Origin of the sequence: Shewanella sp. BJSY2023SW005, assembly GCF_047314585.1 — a bacterium.
Classification (GTDB): Bacteria; Pseudomonadota; Gammaproteobacteria; order Enterobacterales; family Shewanellaceae; genus Shewanella; species Shewanella algae.
This window is the reverse complement of the sequence record NZ_JBKORJ010000016.1, coordinates 13,405-32,373: the sequence shown is the minus strand read 5'-3', so window position 1 is coordinate 32,373 and position 18,969 is coordinate 13,405. Positions and strand designations below refer to the sequence as shown.

The window sequence follows — 18,969 nt, the reverse complement described above, 5'->3', positions numbered from 1 at the left end:
GGCAGTATCAGTTGGTTTATGCGCTGTTTAAACGAAGATATCGCCCGCAAGGCCAATCGAGAAGATGGTTGCAAGGGCGTATTCTGGGAAGGACGCTTTAAGTCGCAGGCGCTGCTGGCCTGCATGATGTACGTGGATTTAAATCCCATTCGCGCAGGTATTGCTGATTCACTACAAACTTCTGATTACACATCCATTCAGGAGCGCATAGAAGAAGTTGCTGAGCCTGCATCTGCCAACGCTTCAATTAAGCCACTGCTGCAATTTGATGGTGCAGCCACTGCCACCGAACAAAGCGGCATTCCGTTTCACTTTGCCGACTATCTGGAGCTGATTGATTGGACAGGTCGGGCGGTGCGGGAAGACAAGCGTGGCTTTATTACCTGTTCCAGGCCCAAACTACTGCTTGAGCTTGGTATCAGCGACGATGCCTGGATAACTTCTGCCAAGGAGTTTCGCCACCAGTACAGTGGCATGAGTGGCCGATGGGATGCGATGTGTGCCATGAAGGCCAAATATGGCGGTAAGTGGTGCCGGGGTAAGCAACAAAGCCAAGCAATACATCCCCATTAACTTTAAACCGTTCGTAATTTTGCATAAGCAGGCTTAAGCCTGCCGTTGGCCTGCCTGGCAATCGCAGTTTTTGTATGAAGCACGCAGATTACTCATCTCAGAGAGTCTCATTTCCAAAAATCCGTCGTTATTTATCAGAGACTGACCCCTGCAACGTGCTCCTCGCGGCTCAGAAAGTGTTTAGGATGTCCTGTATATTTCGCCCATCCGCACCGCAGGTGATGGACTACATAGTGGCCGGAAGCTCGCCAATACTAACTTAGGAACTTTTAGCTGAAAGCTATGCTAGCCGCTGTGGCAGCGGCCGAAAGCCGCAACCCTTCTATTGGCTAACAACCCCATTATTGAACACAAGGTGGATTCAGCGAACTTGGCCGGGGGACTGAGAAACCCGGACATGGCTCTTGCGGTGAGAGTGTTCACCAGTGCTACTTCCAAGGTCATGTCCAATGCTGAAAGTTAAGCCTTGAGCAATGCCAATGCGGGCTGTTGGTTATCAGGATAGAGTCGATAAGCCTTATGGTGCTTGATGCAACTGGCTTTCTTATCCCCCTGGCTGAGCAGAAGCGCATGTTTGACAGAAAACTGGGCAATCAACTGCTCGTCGGCGCGGATGTAAAGGGTGATGGGTTTGATCAATTTGCCATCGAGCAGATGCTGCTGATACTGCTCTGTGGAGATCACCAAGCTGTTTTGCCCCTGGCTGTCTAATTTGAGTTTACCGCTTACTTCAAAGTCGAGGATGACGAGCCAGCCTTCGGCCTGGAGCTCGGCAATCAGGTTCTGGAGCGATTGCCCCACTGCGGCATTATTGATGGCTGGCAGATATTGCGCCTGGATACGTTGAAGTACCTCGGGTAACTTGGCACCGGCCCCCAGGCTTCGGCCCTCTCTTATCCAGCGAGTGAGATCTTCTGCCACTAACTTTGAGAAACGTTTCTCTTTTAGTGACTGCACCATCCAGTTGCAGAGGAAATGACTTTCCGCCGCCGGGGTCTTGATGCTGCCGGCGGCATGGTTACGTTCCGCCAAAGCAGCGAGGCCGGCCTGGGTTAATGCCAGCAAGGCCTGATTGTAGCTTTGTTCTGTCATTGTTTTTCCGCGTGTAAGAGATATGGATGGGGCGCTGAGTATACCCTAAGCTGCAGTTTTCTATATCAGGCAGACAAAGAAAAACCACCACAATGGTTATCAGTAAGACAGTTATCCGATCTGTCTTCGCAGCTATCTTACTGTAAATTTTTCAATCTCAAGGATATCTCTTGTCTGCCGGGCAACCGGGTTGTTTAATGAACAGAGTGAGGTAGTAGCCGGTTGTTACCTCTGCCTCTATGGGCTTGGTTAAGATGAGTCTGATGGTGAGTCGATGGAATAACAGGAGAAGACAATGGCTAACGTATTGATCCTTGCCGGTGATTATGTGGAAGACTATGAAATCATGGTGCCGTTTCAGGCGCTGCAGATGGTGGGCCACAAGGTTACTGCTGTGTGCCCTGAAAAAGAGGCCGGTGATACTGTCAGGACGGCTATTCATGATTTTGAAGGCGATCAAACCTACAGTGAAAAACCTGGGCACAATTTCGTTCTCAACGGTGACTTTGAACAGATAAGTGCCGATGATTTTGATGCGCTGCTGATCCCCGGCGGCCGAGCACCCGAGTATCTGCGTCTCTATGATGAAGTGCTTGAGCTGGTTCGAGCCTTTGCCAAGGCGGATAAGCCGATTGCCGCAGTCTGTCATGGGGCGCAACTGCTGACCGCCGCCGGAGTGGTGCAGGGCAAGAAGGTGTCGGCTTATCCCGCCTGTGCCCCCGAAGTACGCCAAGCCGGTGGTGAATATGCCGATATCGAGGTGACAGAAGCGATTACTGACGGCAAGTTGGTTACAGCGCCGGCTTGGCCTGCCCATCCTCAGTGGTTGGCGCAGTTCCACGCCTTGCTCTGAATTCCACTGCCCAGGGCCTTGTCCGCTCTGACGGCCAAAGGTCATCTTAACGGGTCTTTCACTTGGCCGGAGATGCTATGTGTGAAATCTATTCCGGGGCGGCTCCCGCCTTGTTTGAGTTGAAAACCCGCTCGGTGCGTATATACCGTTCCTTATAGGCATTTAATCTGCTCAGAGCTGTGTCAGCCAACTGAGTACAAGTCGGATTGTCGATGGCATAGTGGTGCTATGGCGAGACAAGTTGGCGCAGTAATCGGGTGGCTGACAAGCTCCCAAAGGGGCGAGTTGAAAAGGTACGTATACATCGCAGAACAAAGTCGACTTATCCCGATAAATCTTCCATTGTCCCGCTTGCCTCCGCACCTTTTCATTCTCGCTGAGCGAGCCAACGCCTATGTGGAACGGTATTAGGCGTCGTCACCAGTATTCGCCTGGAAGCGATTTTTTGGCAGTTGCTGGAGGATATCGCTGCCGAGGCGGGGCTGAGTCTCGGTGAGTGCCTCAGCCGTATCCACCAAGAGGCCTGCTGCAAGGAAGGGCGAGTCAGCAATTTTGCATCCTTGCTGCGGGTGGCTTGCACCACCTATCTCAATCGCGGTGAGCGCTTGTCCCTTAGGGGAGCAAGCTTTGCCGCCGAGAATGCAAGTGTTTCCAGCCAGTGATAAATCCAGCTAAAACCCAACTAGCCAAAAGCCGCGCAGTGCGCGGCTTTTTAATGATTCAACATAGGAGCAAAAGCCCGTCATGCGGGGCGGCTCACTTGAGCTTCTTGGGCTTGATGCCGCTGGAGCCGACTTTAACCTTAACTCTGCGGCCGGACATGCTCTTTTCCGCTGCGACTTGCTCCGAGGCGCTGCTGGCGCCCGGCTTTTTCTTGGCGAAGCTGCGGCGCTTTTGCAGTTGCTTGAGCAGGAGATCGCGATTACTCACTTCATAGCCTGGCATCATGATGCGCTTGAGTTTTTGGCCGATCAGTTTTTCGATGTCGGCCAGAGTGCGCTCTTCTTCGCGGCTGACAAAAGAGATGGCGACACCCGTCTTGCCGGCGCGGCCGGTGCGACCGATACGGTGCACATAGTCCTCTGCCAGGAAGGGCAGATCGTAATTGACCACATACTCGAGATCCGGAATATCCAGGCCGCGGGCGGCCACTTCGGTGGATACCAATACCCGTACCTTGCCTTCCTTGAATTCTCTGAGCGCCCGGCGGCGGCTGCCCTGGGCTTTTTCACTGTGTACCACGGCACTGGCGATACCGTCGAGATTCAGCTCCTTGACCAGATGATCCGCATCTTCACGGGTGGCGGTAAACACCAGCACCTGCTGCCAGTTCTTGCGCCCGATAAGCTCAGACAGGAGTTCACGCTTGCGGCGCTGCTCTACCGGGTAGACCACCTGGCTGACGGTCACCGCTGTGGTGTTCTGGCGGTCGGCCGTGATGACCTTGGGCTTGTTCATTATCTCATCGGCCAGGCGCCTTACCGCGCCAGAGAAGGTGGCCGAGAACATCAGATTTTGCCGCTGCTTGGCGGCGCTCTGAAGTATTTTGTTGATATCGTTGATAAAGCCCATATCCAGCATACGGTCGGCTTCATCCAACACCAGTACTTCCAGTGAGCCCAGGCTCAGGTTACCGGCCAGCAGTTGTTCCAGTAAACGCCCCGGAGTGGCCACCACTATGTCGGCGCCTTGCTTGAGCTTGTTGACCTGAGATGCCGACTTGACGCCGCCAAACAGAGTGGCCACCGAAAGTTGCAGGTATTTGCCGTATTGGCGGGTATTGTCGGCAACCTGGGACACCAGCTCACGGGTCGGTGCCAGGATCAGGGCCCGGATATTGCCGGGTTTGAGTTCGAGCGGGTTATCCTGCAGGCGCTGCAAAATAGGCAGCACAAAGGCGGCGGTCTTGCCTGTGCCCGTCTGGGCGCTGGCCAGTACGTCCTGACCGCGGCGAACCGCAGGGATGGCCTGTCTCTGAATCGGTGTCATGCTCTCATAACCGCACTCTTTGAGCGCGCGGAGTATTTCGGGGGCAAAACTGTAAGATTCAAACTTCATCTCGATATTCCTGTATTCAACCGCTTGGCGTGTGTCTTAGCTGTTTCGGGTGTCGGCGGCCCAAATGCCGGAAGCTCAGGCCTGAGTAAACGCCAAGTGCCGGGATAACCCGGGCGGGCGCGGAGTATAGCAAAAAAATCCATCAAGGCCCGCTCATTTCTGCTTTATTCTTGCACTGCAAGGATAAATGCCCTGAGGCGCTGCGGATATCACTGTCTCTTGCAGATACAAGAATGCCGCCCGCAGGCGGCATTCTCTCACGATTTATTGGCTTAGCTGAACCAGCCGGCAAACATCTGCTTGAAGTAGTCCATCAGCTTGCTGAACCAGCTGCCTTCGTTGACTTCTTCCAATGTCACCAGTGGGAACTGGGCAATGTCTTTACCATCAAGCTGGAAGTATACCCGGCCGACGACTTCACCCTTGGCCAGCGGTGCGGTCAGCTCTTTGGTCAGTTCGAAGTTGGCCTGCAGGTTTTTAGCCTGACCCCGGTTGATGGTGACAGGAGTGTCAGTGGTTACACCCAAGTCCACAGTGTCACGGTCGCCGTACCAGATCTTCTGGGTGACAAAGCTGTCACCGGCCTTGTAAGGGGTGATGGTTTCAAAGAAACGGAAGCCATAGTTGAGCAGTTTCTTGCTCTCGGCCTTACGGGCGGCTTCACTCTTGGTGCCCATGACCACGGCAATCAGGCGCATGCCGTCTTTGGTGGCTGAGGATACCAGGTTATAGCCGGCACCCGAGGTGTGGCCTGTCTTGATGCCGTCGACATTGAGGCTGTTATCCCACAAGAGGCCGTTACGGTTGTACTGCTTGATACCGTTGTAGGTAAAAGATTTTTCCTTGTAGATATCGTACTCGTTGGGTACATCACGGATGAGGGCTGCACCCAGCAGCGCCATATCATAGGCGGTGGATTTGTGGTTGTCCGAATCCAGGCCGTGGGAGTTTTCAAAGTAGCTGTCACGCATGCCCAGCTGCTTGGCCCAGGAGTTCATCAGATCGACGAAGGCGCCTTCGGTTCCGGCAATGTGCTCGGCCATGGCGACACAGGCATCGTTACCGGATTGGATAATGATACCCCGGTTCAGATCCGAGACTTTAACCGTCTTGCCGACTTCGATAAACATCTTGGATGAGTCGGGGAAGTTCTTCGACCAAGCGTTCTTGCTGATGGTCACATCGTCATCGGGAGAGACATTACCCGCCTTGATCTCCTGACCTATGACATAGCTGGTCATCATCTTGGTCAGGCTGGCAGGGTTGAGGCTTTCGTAGGCGTTATTTTCCGCCAGTAAGCGCCCTGAGTTGTAATCCATCAAGACATAGGCCTTGGCGGCAACATCCGGTGCATCTGGGACGACTATCGGGGCATTGTTGGCCTGTGCGGCGGAAACTGAGGCACAGGCCAACAACAGAAAGGCTTTCGCGGGACTTTTTACAAAATTCATCATTACCTGAATACGTCTTCTGGTTGGAGTCGGAAAATATGCTGAAATTCGCAGCGAGTATAACATTAGTCGACCGGAGATTTCAGTTAAGGTTCCTTAATTAGTTAAAAATATAGTGGAATTTTGAACGCTTATGATTTTGGTTCAGTCACCATATAGCTGCTCGGGAAGCCTTCCTGCTTCAGCTTTTCCAGCAATTTGGCGGCAATACCTTCATGGCTGACCGGGCCGAGTTGCAGCCTGTATACCGGCTTGGCATCGGTAATTCGGCTCTTGACCTGGTACTTGCTTTCAAGCTCTGAAGCCAACTCAAGCAGACGCTCGCGCGAGCCGGATGCCATCACCTGCACATAGTGCAAATTGTCGCTGCGAAGCTCGGCCATGGTCTGGCTCTCTTCGCTGTCCTCAAACAGGACTTCCAGCCTCACCCTGGCGGTGCCTGTCTTCAGCATGTCCAGCCGGTAAGCCGCGGCGTAGGACAGATCTATCACCCTGTCTGGGTGAAAGGGGCCACGGTCATTGACCCTGACCACTACGCTCTTGTTGTTGGCCAAATTGGTGACCCTGACATAGCTGGGCAGTGGCAATGTCTTGTGCGCCGCCGACATGGAGTACATGTCATAGGTTTCACCGTTGGAGGTCAGATGGCCGTGAAACTTGGCGCCATACCAGGATGCCAGCCCCTCAACCTTGTACCCCTTGCCGGACGGCATCACCTGGTAGGACTTGCCTCTGACCTGGTAATCCTTATTGCCCTGTTTGCTGTAGGGTTCGAACCTGGGATGGGCATCTTCCACCTTGGAGACATCCGGGGCATCGGCCGGAGGCCTATCATCTTTCATGGTGTAACGGCCCGAGTTGCCGGCACAGGCGGCCAGCAGAATCGAAGCGGTCAGTGGCAGCAATAGTTTAAGTCTTGTCATGGTGGGCTTTGAGTTGTTCACTGAATTGATAAACCGCCATGGCATACAGCGGGCTGCGATTGTAACGGGTGATCACATAGAAGTTGTTCAGCCCCAGCCAATAGTCTTTGGCATCGGCCAGTTCCAACTCGATAAGCAGCGCTTTTTGGCTGGCATCCAGATCCCGGTTTTCCTTCAGTGCCACCTCGGGAGAGAGGATATCGGCCACTTGGTAATTGAGCTTTTCTCCCTTCCAGACCTTGGCCTTGGGCGTGGCTGAGGTGCTCAGTTCCAGCGCCACCGGTTCACCGGCTTTCCAGCCGTGACGGTGAAAATAGTTGGCTACTGAGCCTATGGCGTCGTCGACACTGCCCAGCAGATCCCGCTTGCCGTCACCGTCAAAGTCGACGGCGTAGGCCAGATAGCTTGAGGGAATAAACTGGCCATAGCCCATGGCGCCGGCGTAGGAGCCCAGGAGGGTTTCCTTATTGAGTTGCTCCTCTTTAAGCAGCGTCATCAGCTTGGCAAATTCGCCGCGAAAGAAAGTCGCCCGTGGCGGGTAGTAGAACCCCAGGGTATAGAGGGCATCGATCACCGGGTACTTGCCCATGTAACCGCCATAGAAGGTTTCAATACCGATAATGGCCACTATGATTTGCGGATCCACGCCATAGGTCTTGGCGGCGCGCGCTATGGTCTGTTCGTGCTGCTGCCAGAAACTCAGCCCGGCTTCGAGGCGCTTTTCAGTCAGAAAAATGGGGTAGTACTGATGCCAGGGTTTGGCCTCCCAAGGACTGGAGATGGCATCCAATACCGCCTGGTTTTTCTGGGCCGAGGCGAGGAAGCTTTCGACTTCTTGCTGGCTAAATCCCTGGCTCTGTTGCTGTTTGATAAAATCCTGCTTGAGCTGCTCGGGAGAGGGCATCTCGGCGGTGGCACAGGCGCTGAGGTTGAGACTCAGCAGCAGGCCCAGAGGTGCGAACAGCTTTTTGAATGTCGGCATGTAAGGCGTTCCTATCTGTCGATGAAGCGTCTATGGGTGTGAATACTCATTAGAATGCCAAAAGCGGCCATCAATGTCAGCATAGAGGTGCCGCCATAACTTATCAGCGGCAGCGGGACTCCCACTACGGGCAAAATACCGGACACCATGCCGATATTCACAAACACATAAACGAAGAAGGTGAGGGTCAGCGAGCCGGCCAGCAAGCGGGCAAAGCTGGTTTGAGCCCTGGAGGCGATCACCAGGCCGCGGCCGATTACATAGAGATAGAGTGCCAGCAGCAGCAGACTGCCGATGAGGCCAAACTCCTCACCGATCACGGCGAATATAAAGTCGGTGTGGCGCTCCGGCAAAAACTCCAGCTGCGACTGAGTACCATCGAGCCAGCCCTTGCCCCAGAGTCCGCCTGAACCTATGGCAATCTTGGACTGAATGATGTGGTAGCCGGTACCGAGCGGATCGGCCTCGGGATCCAGCAAGGTCATCACTCGATTGCGCTGGTAGTCGTGCATCAAAAAGAACCACAGAATCGGCAGCAGTGCCAGCACGGCGGCGATAAAACCGCCGACAATGGCCCAGCTCATGCCGGAGAGAAACAGTACAAAGATCCCCGAGGCGGCCACCAGAATTGAGGTGCCGAGATCCGGCTGTTTGGCGATAAGCAGAGTGGGGATCAGCAAAATCACCCCGGCACCGGCCAGATAACGTTTCTTCGGCGGCAAGGGAAACTTGGAGATAAACCAGGCCATGGTAATAGGGAAGGCCAGTTTCATCAGCTCAGACGGCTGAAACTCCATAAAGCCCAGGTTGAGCCAGCGTTGGGCGCCCTTGTTGATCTCACCGAAGAAATGGACCCCCAGCAGCAGGGCGACCCCGGCAATATAGATGGGTAGAGCCCAACGGCGAAACACCTCGGGGTTAATCTGGGCGATAAACAGCATCAGTCCAAGGGACAGCCCCATACGGAATAGCTGCCGCTCCATCATGGCCAGGTCTTCACCGCTGGCAGAATAGATGACGAACAGGCCAAAGCCCATCAGGCCCAGGATGCCGAGCAGCAGCGGCAGATCGATATGCATCTTCTGCCAGATATTGGGTTTACGGCTGTGGCTCATGTTTCAACTCCCAGGTATCCCGTAGCAGATATTCATCCAGCATGGCCCGGGCAACCGGCCCGGCGTTGGCGCCGCCCCAACCGGCGTTTTCCAGTACCACCGCCAGCACTATTTTCGGATTTTCGTAGGGGGCATAGGCGATGATCAGCGCGTTGTCGCGCAGATGCTCGTCAATGGAGTCCGCATCATACTTCTCATCTTCGGCAACGCTGAAGACCTGGGCGGTACCTGTCTTCATCGCCGCGGTATAACTGGCATCAGTGAAGCGACTCTTCTGCGCGGTGCGGCGCATGGCCTCGTTGATGATCTCCCAGTTATTTTTGTTTTTCAGCACTATCGGCGGCCTTTCATCCACTGGAGTTTCGATGCGGGCTGTGTTGTCCTTGATGGCCTTGAGCAGGTGCGGGGTAAAACGTTTGCCGCGGTTGGCCAAAATGGCTGTGGCATTGGCCAGCTGCAACGGCGTGGTGGTCCAGTAACCCTGGCCAATCCCGACCGAGATGGTGTCGCCTATGTACCAAGGTTGGTTGTACTTGAGGCGTTTCCAGTCCCTCGATGGCATTACCCCGGCAGACTCTTCGAAGATATCCACCCCGGTATTCTGACCGAAGCCGAATTGATCCATGAAGCCGGAAATCTTGTCGATGCCCACTTTGTAAGCCATGTCGTAGTAGAAGGTATCGCATGAGTGGACTATAGAGTCATAGACATCCACCCAGCCGTGGCCCCAGCGTTTCCAGTCGCGATATTTACGATCGACCCCAGGGATCTGCCAAAAGCCTGGATCCCAGATGCGGGTCTTCTCGCTAATGGTTTGATCTTCCAGTCCCAAGAGCGCCAGATGTGGTTTGACCGTGGAGGCCGGGGCATATTGCCCTTGGGTTGCGCGGTTAATCAAGGGGCGTGAGCGACTGTTGAGCAGCTCGCTGTATGCCTTGGAACTGATCCCGTGCACAAACTGGTTCGGGTCATAGCTGGGGCTGGAGACCATGGCCAGAATCCCGCCGTCTCTTGGGTCTATTGCCACGATTGAGCCGCGGCGGCCATCCAGCAGCTCGGTAGCCTTTTGCTGCAGCTGCAGATCCAGTGTCAGGTAGATATCCTGTCCTGGCTCGGGCTGGGTCACCTTGAGGGTGCGGACACTGCGCCCCAGGTTGTTGACCTCTTCCTCCAGATGCCCGGGCAGGCCGTGGAGCAGGCTCTCATAGAACTTTTCTATCCCCTGTTTGCCTATGTCCTTGGTGGCTGCATAGTTTTTCCAACTGCCTGAGCGTTCCAGTGCGTCTCTGTCCCTGGAGTTGATTTTGCCGACATAGCCCAGCACATGGGTCAGCAGGCTGCTATAGGGATAGTGGCGTTTAAGACCGGCATCGACATAGAAACCATCGAACCTGTGTTGGTTAACACTGAACAGGGCCACCTCGTCTTCCGTCAGCCGGGTCTTGAGCGGCAACGGCTTGAAACGGCGGTGATATTTCAGTGACTCGGTGAAGCTGTCGCGCTCATCCTGACTGAGGTCGATAACGGTTGAGAGTTCATCCAGCGTCTGCTGCATGTTCTTCACCTTCTCCGGGATCACTTCCAGGGTGTAGAAGGGCAGGTTCTCTGCCAGCAGCTTGCCGTTACGGTCATAGATTAGGCCGCGGCTGGGCGCCAGCGGTACCACTCGGATACGGTTATCATTGGAGCGGGTTTCGTAGTCTTTGAAAGACACCACCTGCAGATAGTAGAGGTTGCCAAGCAACAGGCTGAGCAAAGCGACCACGCAGACAAAGGTAAACAGCGCCCGGCGTTTGAACAGTGCCGCCTCGGCGGCGTGATCATGCATGGTTATTCGCTTTCTACGCGGCAATGGATTCTCTCCGGCTCAAACAGTTAATGCAAAGTCAGCTAATGCAAGTGGCTCTTGGGTGCCTTATTCCCTGTGGTAGGGATGATTGTTGTTGATGCTCCAGGCCCGGTACAGACTTTCGGCCACCACGACTCTCACCAAGGGGTGGGGCAGGGTCAGGGCCGACAGACACCAGCTTTGGCTGGCGGCCTGTTTACAGGCGGGGGCCAAGCCTTCCGGGCCGCCTATCAGCAGGCTGACATCCCGGCCATCGAGCTGCCACTTCTCCATGGCAGAGGCGAGCTCCGGAGTGGTCCAGTTCCTGCCCGGCAGATCCAGAGTGACGATATGGTTGCCCTTGGGGATCGCGGCCAACATAGCTTCACCCTCTTTTTGCAGAATACGGGCGATATCGGCATTCTTGCCCCGCTTACCGGCAGGAATTTCAACCAGCTCCAGCGCCATGTCCCTGGGGAAGCGGCGCTGGTACTCGGCGAAACCCTTGCTGACCCAGTCCGGCATTTTGGTGCCTACGGCAACGAGTTGCAGTTTCATCAGGCGTTGGCGTCAGACCAGAGTTTTTCCAACTGGTAATGTTCGCGGGTTTGCTCCTGCATCACATGCAGAATCACATCACCCAGATCCACCAGAACCCAGTCGCTGCTGTCGCGGCCTTCTACGCCCTGAGGTTGCATGCCGGCTTGCTTGGCTTCGGCAACCACATTTTCAGCAATGGCGCGAACATGGGTCTTGGATGTGCCTGAGCAGATAACCATAAAGTCGGTCACGTTGGACTTTTTGCTGACATCCAGCACGACTATGTCCCGAGCCTTGAGATCATCGACCTTGTCGACAACAAATTGTTTCAGTTCTGTGCCTTGCACGCTGAAGATCCTCTCATGTTTTTGATCAAGCGCAGTAGTATATCAGCGCTGGCGGGCAAGTCCCATAGCATTTATCGCCCATCCACCGCAGTTAACCGCCAAGATAGAGGCGGTTTGCAACTATATACTCGAGCACGGCTTTGGGCATGGCGGCGCGGCAGGCATTAATGTCACCGGCGGCGATGGCGCGGCGAATAGCCGTGGAGGAAAAGGGCTGCGGCTTGACCGAGAGGCTGATGATTTTGCCGTATTGTGCTTTTTCAATGCCACCGCTACTGCTATTGCCATTTGCATCGTCACAGACTCTTGCCGCCAAGGCCTGGGTGACCGAGCAGCCTCTTTGGGCCAGTTCGGTTTGGATTTCGGCGTCCTTTGGTAGGTTCCAGTCCGGGCGCTTGCAAACCACCAAGTTACACAGGGAAAACAGCCGCTGCCATTGATGCCAGCTCGGCAGTGACAGCAAGGAATCTGTACCCATGATGAATTGAAATTCGGCGCCAGGGAAAGCTTGCTGCAGCGCTTCCAGCGTCGCGACGCTATAGGAGGGGGCATTGCGCTTGAGCTCGATATCGCAAATGTCCATATCGGGGAACTCGTCGCAGGCCAGTTTAAGCATGGCCAGGCGCTGCTCGCTGCTGGCGGTGGCCTTGGTCTTGTGCGGCGGAATATGGTTCGGCAGCAACCAGAGCTTATCCAGCTCTAGCCGGGCTTTGACTTCGGCCGCGGGTTTGAGGTGACCATAGTGAACTGGGTCGAAAGTACCGCCCATCAGCCCGATACGCATCCTGCCTCCTCAGTCGAACTCAATATGGCCAAGGTGGCGTGCCGCCTTGGGATCGAACAGCAAACACAGATGGGAAAGGCCGGTCCAGTTTTCCTGGCCTTGCTGTTTCAGTGCCAGCTCCAGCTTGGAGGCGATAGCCAGCATGGACTCTATGGCTTCCAGGCTCAGCCGGGTGAGGGCGCCCTGATAAAGCGGCTTGCGCTTGTCCCAAATCCTATGCTTGCCGAACAGGCTATTGAGGCTCTCGCCCTGACTGCGGGCCGATTGCAGCGTCAGCAGCAAGGTCAGCTCCTTTTGCAGCGCCCAATGTATAATGGGCATGGCGGTTTCTTCGGCCTTGAGCTGGGCGAGGATATGTTGAGCCTTATCCTGTTGGTTAGCCAGCAGGGCATCGGTCAATTGGAACACGCTGAAGCGGGATTGATCTTCGAAGTAGCGGCTCAGCTCTTCGCTGTCCACAGGACGGGCACCGGCCAGCAGTTGCAGCAGTTGCATCGCCTGATCGGCCGCCAGCAGATTGCCTTCGTAGAGGGCATACAGCATGGCTCTGGCATCGTTTTTGAGATTGAGCCGATAGTATTGAATACGGCCGTCGAGCCAGCGCTGGAACTGAGCCCCTTCGGGTGTGGCGCAAGGAACATAAAGCCCCTGGCTGTCCAGGGCTTTGAACCACTTGCTGTTTTGCTGATCGCGGCCAAGCTTGGGGCCGTCGATGATCAACACTATATCCGGGTTTTGTTCGGCAATAAGGCTTTGCAGCATGGCGCCGCCATCTGCACCCGGCTTGGCCTGGGGCAGGTTGAGCTCTATGATTCTGCGACTGGCAAACAGGCTCATGGCGTGCCATTCGTTGGCGAGATCCTGCCAGTTGAAGTTGGCTTCCTGAGTCAGTTGCAACCTTTCTTCAAAGCCTTGGCTGCGGGCGGCAGCCAGGATTTGCCGCTTGCTGCTGTCCAGCAGATAGGGATCGTCGCCCAGCAGCAGATAGCAGGATTTCAGCGGCGACAACTGCCGGTGTAACTGATCCGGATAGACCCGCATCAGTTCACCTCGATGGCGGCCAGAGTCTGGATGATGTTATCGGCGGCCTGAATGCGCATCTCTTTGACCAGCAACTCCATCTCCCGGCTCTTGGCCAAGGCGGTGCGGGGGTCGTCGAGATAATCGCGGCGGATTTCCACATCGAAAGGTTGTGCTTCCTTGCCCGGCAGAGACACGGCAAAGCGCACATGGTAGATGAGTTCATATTCGGCGACGTTGCCTGTGGGGTAGAGCGATAAGGTTGAGCGCTCCAGAGTGTCGCTCAGCAGTACCAGCCGGGGAATGCCCTTGGCGGGTTCCTCTATGCCGACATTGTTGAGACGCAGGCGTTCACGCACCAGGCGGCTCAGCTCGCTGTATTTGTCGCTGCTCTCCAGGCTCAGCTTGCTGAGCTCGGGCGGAATGGAATAACTTCCCTGAAGTTGAAAGCCGCAACCGGCACTGGTCATAACGACCAGTGCCAGCAGGGCGAACATCAACTGCTTCACGCTTAAAGATAGTTTCAGCATGGATGTCCTGTTTTTTCTCAGTTGGCGACTATGTTCAGCAGTTTACCGGGAACATAGATCACCTTGCGGATGGTCTTGCCTTCGGTGTGCTTGATCACCTGTTCATCGGCCAGACCCAGGGCTTCGACCTCTTCCTTGGCAGCATCGGCCGCCACAGTGATCTTGGCTCTGAGCTTACCGTTGACCTGCACCACGATCAGCTTGCTGTCTTCGACCAGTGCAGATTCGTCGGTTTCAGGCCAGCTGGCTGACTCGATATCGCCTTCCATGCCCAGCTCCTGCCACAGGTTGAAGCTCAGGTGTGGGGTGATGGGGTACAAGAGACGCACCACGGCAGACAGGGCTTCGGCCATCAGGGCTCTGTCCTGCTCGGTTTCCTGCGGAGCCTTCTGCAGCGCGTTCATCAGTTCCATCACGGCGGCAATGGCGGTGTTGAACATCTGGCGGCGGCCGATATCGTCGGTCACCTTGGCTATGGTCTTGTGCAGTTCGCGGCGCAGTGCTTTCTGCTCGCCGGTCAGTGCCGCGATATCCAGCGCTGGAGCCGCGCCTTTGGCGATATGGTCATGGGCCAGTTTCCACAGACGCTTAATAAAGCGGTGGGCACCTTCTACGCCGGACTCCTGCCATTCCAGTGTCAGCTCCGGTGGTGAGGCAAACATCATGAACAGTCGCACAGTATCGGCGCCGTACTTCTCCACCATCACTTGCGGATCGATGCCGTTGTTCTTCGACTTGGACATCTTGCTCATGCCGGTGTAAGTCAGCTCATGGCCTTCATTGTCCACCGCCTTGAGGATCCGACCCTTGTCGTCTTTCTCAACCACAGTCACTTCCAGTGGCGATACCCAAACGCGGGCGCCTTTCTCGTTGCTGTAGTAGAAGGCATCGGCCAGTACCATGCCTTGAGTCAACAGACGCTTGGCAGGTTCGTTGGAGTTAACCAAACCGGCATCACGCAGCAGTTTGTGGAAGAAACGGAAGTACAACAGGTGCATACAGGCGTGTTCGATACCGCCTATGTATTGATCTACTGGCAGCCAGTAGTCGGCCTTGGCTGGATCCAGCATCTGATCTGCCTTGGGCGAGCAGTAGCGGGCATAGTACCAGCTGGACTCCATAAAGGTGTCGAAGGTGTCGGTTTCGCGCAGGGCATTTTGGCCGTTGACTGTGGTTTTGGCCCACTCTTTATCGGCCTTGATTGGGCTTTGGACCCCATCCATGACCACATCTTCCGGCAGAATGACCGGCAGTTGTTCTTCCGGCGTAGGCATCACAGTGCCGTCTTCCAGAGTCACCATAGGGATAGGTGCGCCCCAGTAGCGCTGGCGGCTGACGCCCCAGTCGCGCAGACGGAAATTAACCTGGCGCTTGCCTTTGCCTTCGGCACTCAGCTTGTCGGCGATGGCGTTGAAGGCGGCTTCAAAGTCCAGACCATCGAACTCACCTGAGTTGAACAGTATGCCTTTTTCAGTGTAAGCGGCTTCAGAGATATCCAGCTCGCCGTCGGCAGGCTTAATCACGCCCTTGATGGCAAGGCCATACTTGGTGGCGAACTCATAGTCACGCTGGTCGTGGCCGGGAACCGACATCACGGCGCCGGTACCATAGTTCATCAGGACAAAGTTGGCGGCCCAAACCGGGACTTCTTCGCCTGTCAGCGGGTGGACCGCCTTGAGGCCGGTATCGACACCTTTCTTCTCCATGGTGGCCAGCTCGGCCTCGGAGGCGGTGCTCTGCTTGCACTCTTCAACAAAGGCTGCCAGCGCCGGGTTGTTGGCGGCGGCTTTCTCGGCCAACGGGTGACCGGCGGCAATGGCCACATAGGTCACGCCCATCACTGTATCCGGACGTGTGGTGTAGATATCGAAGCTATCGTCGGAACCGGCCACCTTGAAGGTCATCTCGACCCCTTCGGAACGACCAATCCAGTTACGCTGCATGGTCTTGACCTGCTCAGGCCAACCTTCGAGGGTATCGATATCGTTCAGCAGCTCTTCGGCGTACTGAGTGATCTTGATAAACCACTGAGGGATCTCTTTCTGCTCAACCACAGTGTCGCAGCGCCAGCAGCAACCATCGATAACTTGCTCGTTGGCCAGTACAGTCTGGTCATTGGGGCACCAGTTGACTGAAGCTGTTTTCTTGTACACCAAGCCTTTTTCATACAGTTTGGTGAAGAACCACTGTTCCCAGCGATAGTATTCCGGGGTACAGGTGGCAATCTCACGGCTCCAGTCGTAGCCGAAACCCAGCATTTTCAGCTGGTTCTTCATGTAATCTATGTTTTCATAGGTCCAAGGCGCCGGCGCAGTGGCGTTCTTGATCGCGGCATTTTCTGCCGGCAGACCGAAGGCATCCCAGCCGATGGGCTGAAGCACATTTTTACCCTGCAGACGCTGGAAACGGGAAACTACGTCACCTATGGTGTAGTTACGCACGTGTCCCATATGCAGCCGACCTGAAGGATAGGGGAACATAGAGAGGCAGTAGAACTTCTCTTTACTCGGATCTTCGGTGACTTCAAAAGTTTTCTTTTCTGCCCAGTGCGTTTGCACTTTGGCTTCGATTTCTGAGGGATTATATTGCTCTTGCATCAGGTTTTTCGGCAATGCCGCCCATTATTTTGACATGCGCGCTATACTGCGCCGTTTAGATCTGCATAGAATAAACCAGAAGTGAGTCATTAAGAAAGGTTCGTCTTAAAGGAGTATTGGCCATGAGTGAGAGAAGTACGGAGTTACTGGCGCTGTATCAGGCCTTGATTGACAGAGTCAAACAACAGTATAACCAAGATAACTCATTGACAGTTAAGAGCTTATTTAACTCTATCAAGGAAGGGAAAGAGTATTTGGCCATCAAGCAGCAGGCCGGTGAGGCCGAGCTGTCTCTGGTCGAGGAGTTCCTCAAGCGGGATATCGCCAGTTATATCCAGAGCCAAACGGAAGATGACATCAGTTACAGCCCCACTATGTTGACACTGGAAAACACCCTCTGGCATTGGCTGGGCGAAATCAGTGACCGCAGCCAGGTGGAGTGGCACGAACTGGCCCATGAGTTTAAACACCATGGTTATTATCAGAGCGGCGATATCGTCAGTCAGGGCAAAATGGTCTGCAGTAACTGCGGTCATGAGATGGACTTCGAGTTCCCAGGCATCATTCCAGATTGCCCCGAGTGTGACCACTCGGAATTTACCCGTGAAGCGCTGGCGCCCTGAATCATAGATATTCAGGCTTTCAATGGCTTGGAACTCAAGGGAAAACCCTCAAACGCACAGACATAAAAACGCAGGCTCCGGCCTGCGTTTTCTATGCTGTTTATACTGTTTGAGACTGGTAGGTTTTGGCTGCAGATGTGCCGCTTCTCAACACAGGTTTTGATCAACTGTTATCGCGATAGGCGGCGATTTTGGCAATTGCTGCCTTGATTTCCTGCTTGCGACCCGCATCTGCCAGCTCGCGCCCTGGCCTTGGGGCGGCTTCGAGCGCCTTTTGCAGGAAAGGCAGGGCTTCGTCATACCTGTCCTCTTCCAGCAGGAAGTCGCCGTAGAAGTAGTTGCTGTCTATGCCATCGGGGTTGAGCTCCAACGCCTGTTTCAGCAACTCCTCAGCCTTGTCATCGTCCCCAAAGCCCAGCGGCCAGCCGGGCACCTTGTAGTAAAGCACCCCGAGACTGGTATAGGCCGAGCCCTTGAGCGCGGTGGGATCTTGCTTAAGCGCCTGCTCAAAGTCACTGCGAGCCAGCTTGGCATATTTGAGGGCACCGAGGCCGCCGCTGACCCCGGCATAGGTAGAGTTGATAATCCCGTGCCAGATGCGCACGCCTGTACTTTGAGGGTGGGATTGCACCGACTCATCCGCAAGCTTCAGCAGTTTGACAAAGGCTTTTTCCTGCTCGTCGCCGCTGAGTTGATAGTTGTTGATAGCCCAGTCGTGTTGCAACTGTTTGACGGCCAGATCGCTTGCGTCATCGGCCCAGAGCGAAGGACTCACCAGCAGCGCTGCGCTCAGGCACAAGAGTTTAAATGGCTTCATGTTTATCTCCTTCGGTGATGGGGTTGGCCGTGTCTTGTATTGGCATGGCCCTTTGGCAAAACTGGCGGATAAGTGGCAGTTTCTTGCGGGTATCATTGTTAACCAGGCCGGGCAGCAGGGCGTTTATCCGCACAAACAGCTTTTCCGGCCAACCGATAAAGCGGCGGCCCCGGCGATTATCGGCCAGATCCCGGCAGAGGATGTCGGCCACCCACTCAGGGCTGTCCTGACGGTTGCCGAGCGCCGAATTGAGCCGGCGCATCGATTCTGTGTTGAGTTCGGTATCCGTAGCTCTGGGGGCGAAATAGAGCACCTTAATCTTGCTGTCGGCCAACTCCCGCTCCAGTGCTTCGGTAAAGCCTCTGAGGCCAAACTTGCTGGCGCAGTAAAGACTGGAACCCGGGTAGCCTATGCTGCCGAGAATGGAACCGACATTGATGATGGCGGCCTCGGACTGACGTTTGAGCAAGGGCAGCAGGGTGCGGCAACAGTTGATGGGCGCCTCCAGGTTCACCGCCATCATGGCGCGGGTATCACAGGTGTCGCTGGCTTCCAACATGCTGAGTTGATTGACTCCGAGGCAGTTGATCAACACCTTGGAGCTGAACACCCCGGCGGCCTGGCGCAGCTGACACTGACCGCCACTGCTGGTCAGATCGGCACTTAAGGTGTGATGCTCCCCGGCAAGGCTCTGTTTCAGGGCATCGAGCTTGGCTTGATCCCGGCCGCAGAGCAGCAGTCTGGCGCCTTTGGCGGCCAGCGCCCTGGCGATGGAGCTGCCGATGCCGCCACTGGCGCCCGTGATGATGACATTCAGATACTTGAGTTCCATATTG

At 55.2% G+C, this 18,969-nt stretch carries 17 protein-coding genes and 2 pseudogenes; 4 read left to right on the top strand and 15 right to left on the bottom strand.

The features are described from left to right. Positions 1-573, top strand: a pseudogene (locus ACMHXI_RS03170) (alpha-amylase family glycosyl hydrolase); the annotation flags it as partial. 459 nt (positions 574-1,032) lie between these two features. On the opposite strand, the gene ACMHXI_RS03165 reads toward ACMHXI_RS03170, so the two are convergent. After that, positions 1,033-1,665 carry a DUF2913 family protein gene (locus ACMHXI_RS03165; protein ID WP_144165700.1) on the bottom strand — a complete coding sequence of 211 codons (633 nt, stop codon included), beginning with the start codon at positions 1,663-1,665 and terminating at the stop codon, positions 1,033-1,035. Between the two features lie 295 nt (positions 1,666-1,960). Here ACMHXI_RS03165 and ACMHXI_RS03160 point away from each other — a divergent pair, with 295 nt between their 5' ends. Both ACMHXI_RS03160 and ACMHXI_RS03155 read left to right on the top strand, forming a co-directional pair. Beyond that, positions 1,961-2,518, top strand: coding sequence for a DJ-1/PfpI family protein (locus ACMHXI_RS03160; protein WP_028781593.1), 558 nt, complete (start codon positions 1,961-1,963; stop codon positions 2,516-2,518). Positions 2,519-2,931: 413 nt separating this feature from the next. Next, positions 2,932-3,180, top strand: a pseudogene (locus ACMHXI_RS03155) (ribbon-helix-helix domain-containing protein); the annotation flags it as partial. 94 nt (positions 3,181-3,274) lie between these two features. Here ACMHXI_RS03155 and ACMHXI_RS03150 read toward each other — a convergent pair. The 12 genes from ACMHXI_RS03150 to leuS form a co-directional block, all read right to left on the bottom strand. Next, positions 3,275-4,576, bottom strand: a complete 1,302-nt coding sequence (locus ACMHXI_RS03150) for a DEAD/DEAH box helicase (protein WP_413733977.1) — start codon at positions 4,574-4,576, stop codon at positions 3,275-3,277. 272 nt (positions 4,577-4,848) lie between these two features. After that, positions 4,849-6,030, bottom strand: a complete 1,182-nt coding sequence (locus ACMHXI_RS03145) for a serine hydrolase (protein WP_093982408.1) — start codon at positions 6,028-6,030, stop codon at positions 4,849-4,851. 128 nt (positions 6,031-6,158) lie between these two features. Continuing rightward, complete coding sequence (locus tag ACMHXI_RS03140) at positions 6,159-6,950, bottom strand: septal ring lytic transglycosylase RlpA family protein (RefSeq protein ID WP_123116796.1); 792 nt, start codon at positions 6,948-6,950, stop codon at positions 6,159-6,161. Next, complete coding sequence (gene mltB, locus ACMHXI_RS03135; protein WP_413733974.1) at positions 6,937-7,932, bottom strand: lytic murein transglycosylase B; 996 nt, start codon at positions 7,930-7,932, stop codon at positions 6,937-6,939. Before mltB ends, ACMHXI_RS03140 begins: the two co-directional genes overlap by 14 nt. A gap of 11 nt (positions 7,933-7,943) precedes the next feature. Then, positions 7,944-9,047 (bottom strand): rod shape-determining protein RodA, encoded by a 1,104-nt coding sequence (gene rodA, locus ACMHXI_RS03130; protein ID WP_025889581.1) that lies wholly within the window; start codon positions 9,045-9,047, stop codon positions 7,944-7,946. Beyond that, on the bottom strand, positions 9,031-10,875 hold the full coding sequence (gene mrdA / locus ACMHXI_RS03125; protein WP_025011673.1) for a penicillin-binding protein 2: 1,845 nt from the start codon (positions 10,873-10,875) through the stop codon (positions 9,031-9,033). Before mrdA ends, rodA begins: the two co-directional genes overlap by 17 nt. Before the next feature lie 87 nt (positions 10,876-10,962). Further along, positions 10,963-11,433 (bottom strand): 23S rRNA (pseudouridine(1915)-N(3))-methyltransferase RlmH, encoded by a 471-nt coding sequence (gene rlmH / locus ACMHXI_RS03120; protein WP_039034324.1) that lies wholly within the window; start codon positions 11,431-11,433, stop codon positions 10,963-10,965. Further along, the gene (rsfS, locus tag ACMHXI_RS03115) at positions 11,433-11,762 is read right to left on the bottom strand and encodes a ribosome silencing factor (RefSeq protein WP_025011675.1); all 330 of its coding nucleotides are present in this window, start codon (positions 11,760-11,762) and stop codon (positions 11,433-11,435) included. The genes rlmH and rsfS overlap by 1 nt, the downstream gene beginning before the upstream one ends. A gap of 91 nt (positions 11,763-11,853) precedes the next feature. Beyond that, positions 11,854-12,546 (bottom strand): nicotinate-nucleotide adenylyltransferase, encoded by a 693-nt coding sequence (gene nadD / locus ACMHXI_RS03110; RefSeq protein WP_144165691.1) that lies wholly within the window; start codon positions 12,544-12,546, stop codon positions 11,854-11,856. Positions 12,547-12,555: 9 nt separating this feature from the next. Continuing rightward, positions 12,556-13,587 (bottom strand): DNA polymerase III subunit delta, encoded by a 1,032-nt coding sequence (gene holA / locus ACMHXI_RS03105; protein WP_044735014.1) that lies wholly within the window; start codon positions 13,585-13,587, stop codon positions 12,556-12,558. Continuing rightward, complete coding sequence (lptE, locus tag ACMHXI_RS03100; protein WP_025011678.1) at positions 13,587-14,096, bottom strand: LPS assembly lipoprotein LptE; 510 nt, start codon at positions 14,094-14,096, stop codon at positions 13,587-13,589. The genes holA and lptE overlap by 1 nt, the downstream gene beginning before the upstream one ends. 17 nt (positions 14,097-14,113) lie before the next feature. Next, the gene (leuS, locus tag ACMHXI_RS03095) at positions 14,114-16,693 is read right to left on the bottom strand and encodes a leucine--tRNA ligase (RefSeq protein ID WP_208185011.1); all 2,580 of its coding nucleotides are present in this window, start codon (positions 16,691-16,693) and stop codon (positions 14,114-14,116) included. Between the two features lie 122 nt (positions 16,694-16,815). Here leuS and ACMHXI_RS03090 point away from each other — a divergent pair, with 122 nt between their 5' ends. Next, positions 16,816-17,316: a zinc ribbon-containing protein gene (locus tag ACMHXI_RS03090; RefSeq protein ID WP_025011679.1), complete on the top strand. Its 501-nt coding sequence runs from the start codon at positions 16,816-16,818 to the stop codon at positions 17,314-17,316. A 163-nt stretch (positions 17,317-17,479) separates the two neighbouring features. Here the strand turns inward: ACMHXI_RS03090 and ACMHXI_RS03085 are convergent, their stop codons facing one another. Beyond that, positions 17,480-18,133 carry a tetratricopeptide repeat protein gene (locus ACMHXI_RS03085; protein WP_208185010.1) on the bottom strand — a complete coding sequence of 218 codons (654 nt, stop codon included), beginning with the start codon at positions 18,131-18,133 and terminating at the stop codon, positions 17,480-17,482. Beyond that, positions 18,120-18,965: an SDR family oxidoreductase gene (locus ACMHXI_RS03080; protein WP_208185009.1), complete on the bottom strand. Its 846-nt coding sequence runs from the start codon at positions 18,963-18,965 to the stop codon at positions 18,120-18,122. The genes ACMHXI_RS03085 and ACMHXI_RS03080 overlap by 14 nt, the downstream gene beginning before the upstream one ends. Positions 18,966-18,969: the final 4 nt, after the last annotated feature.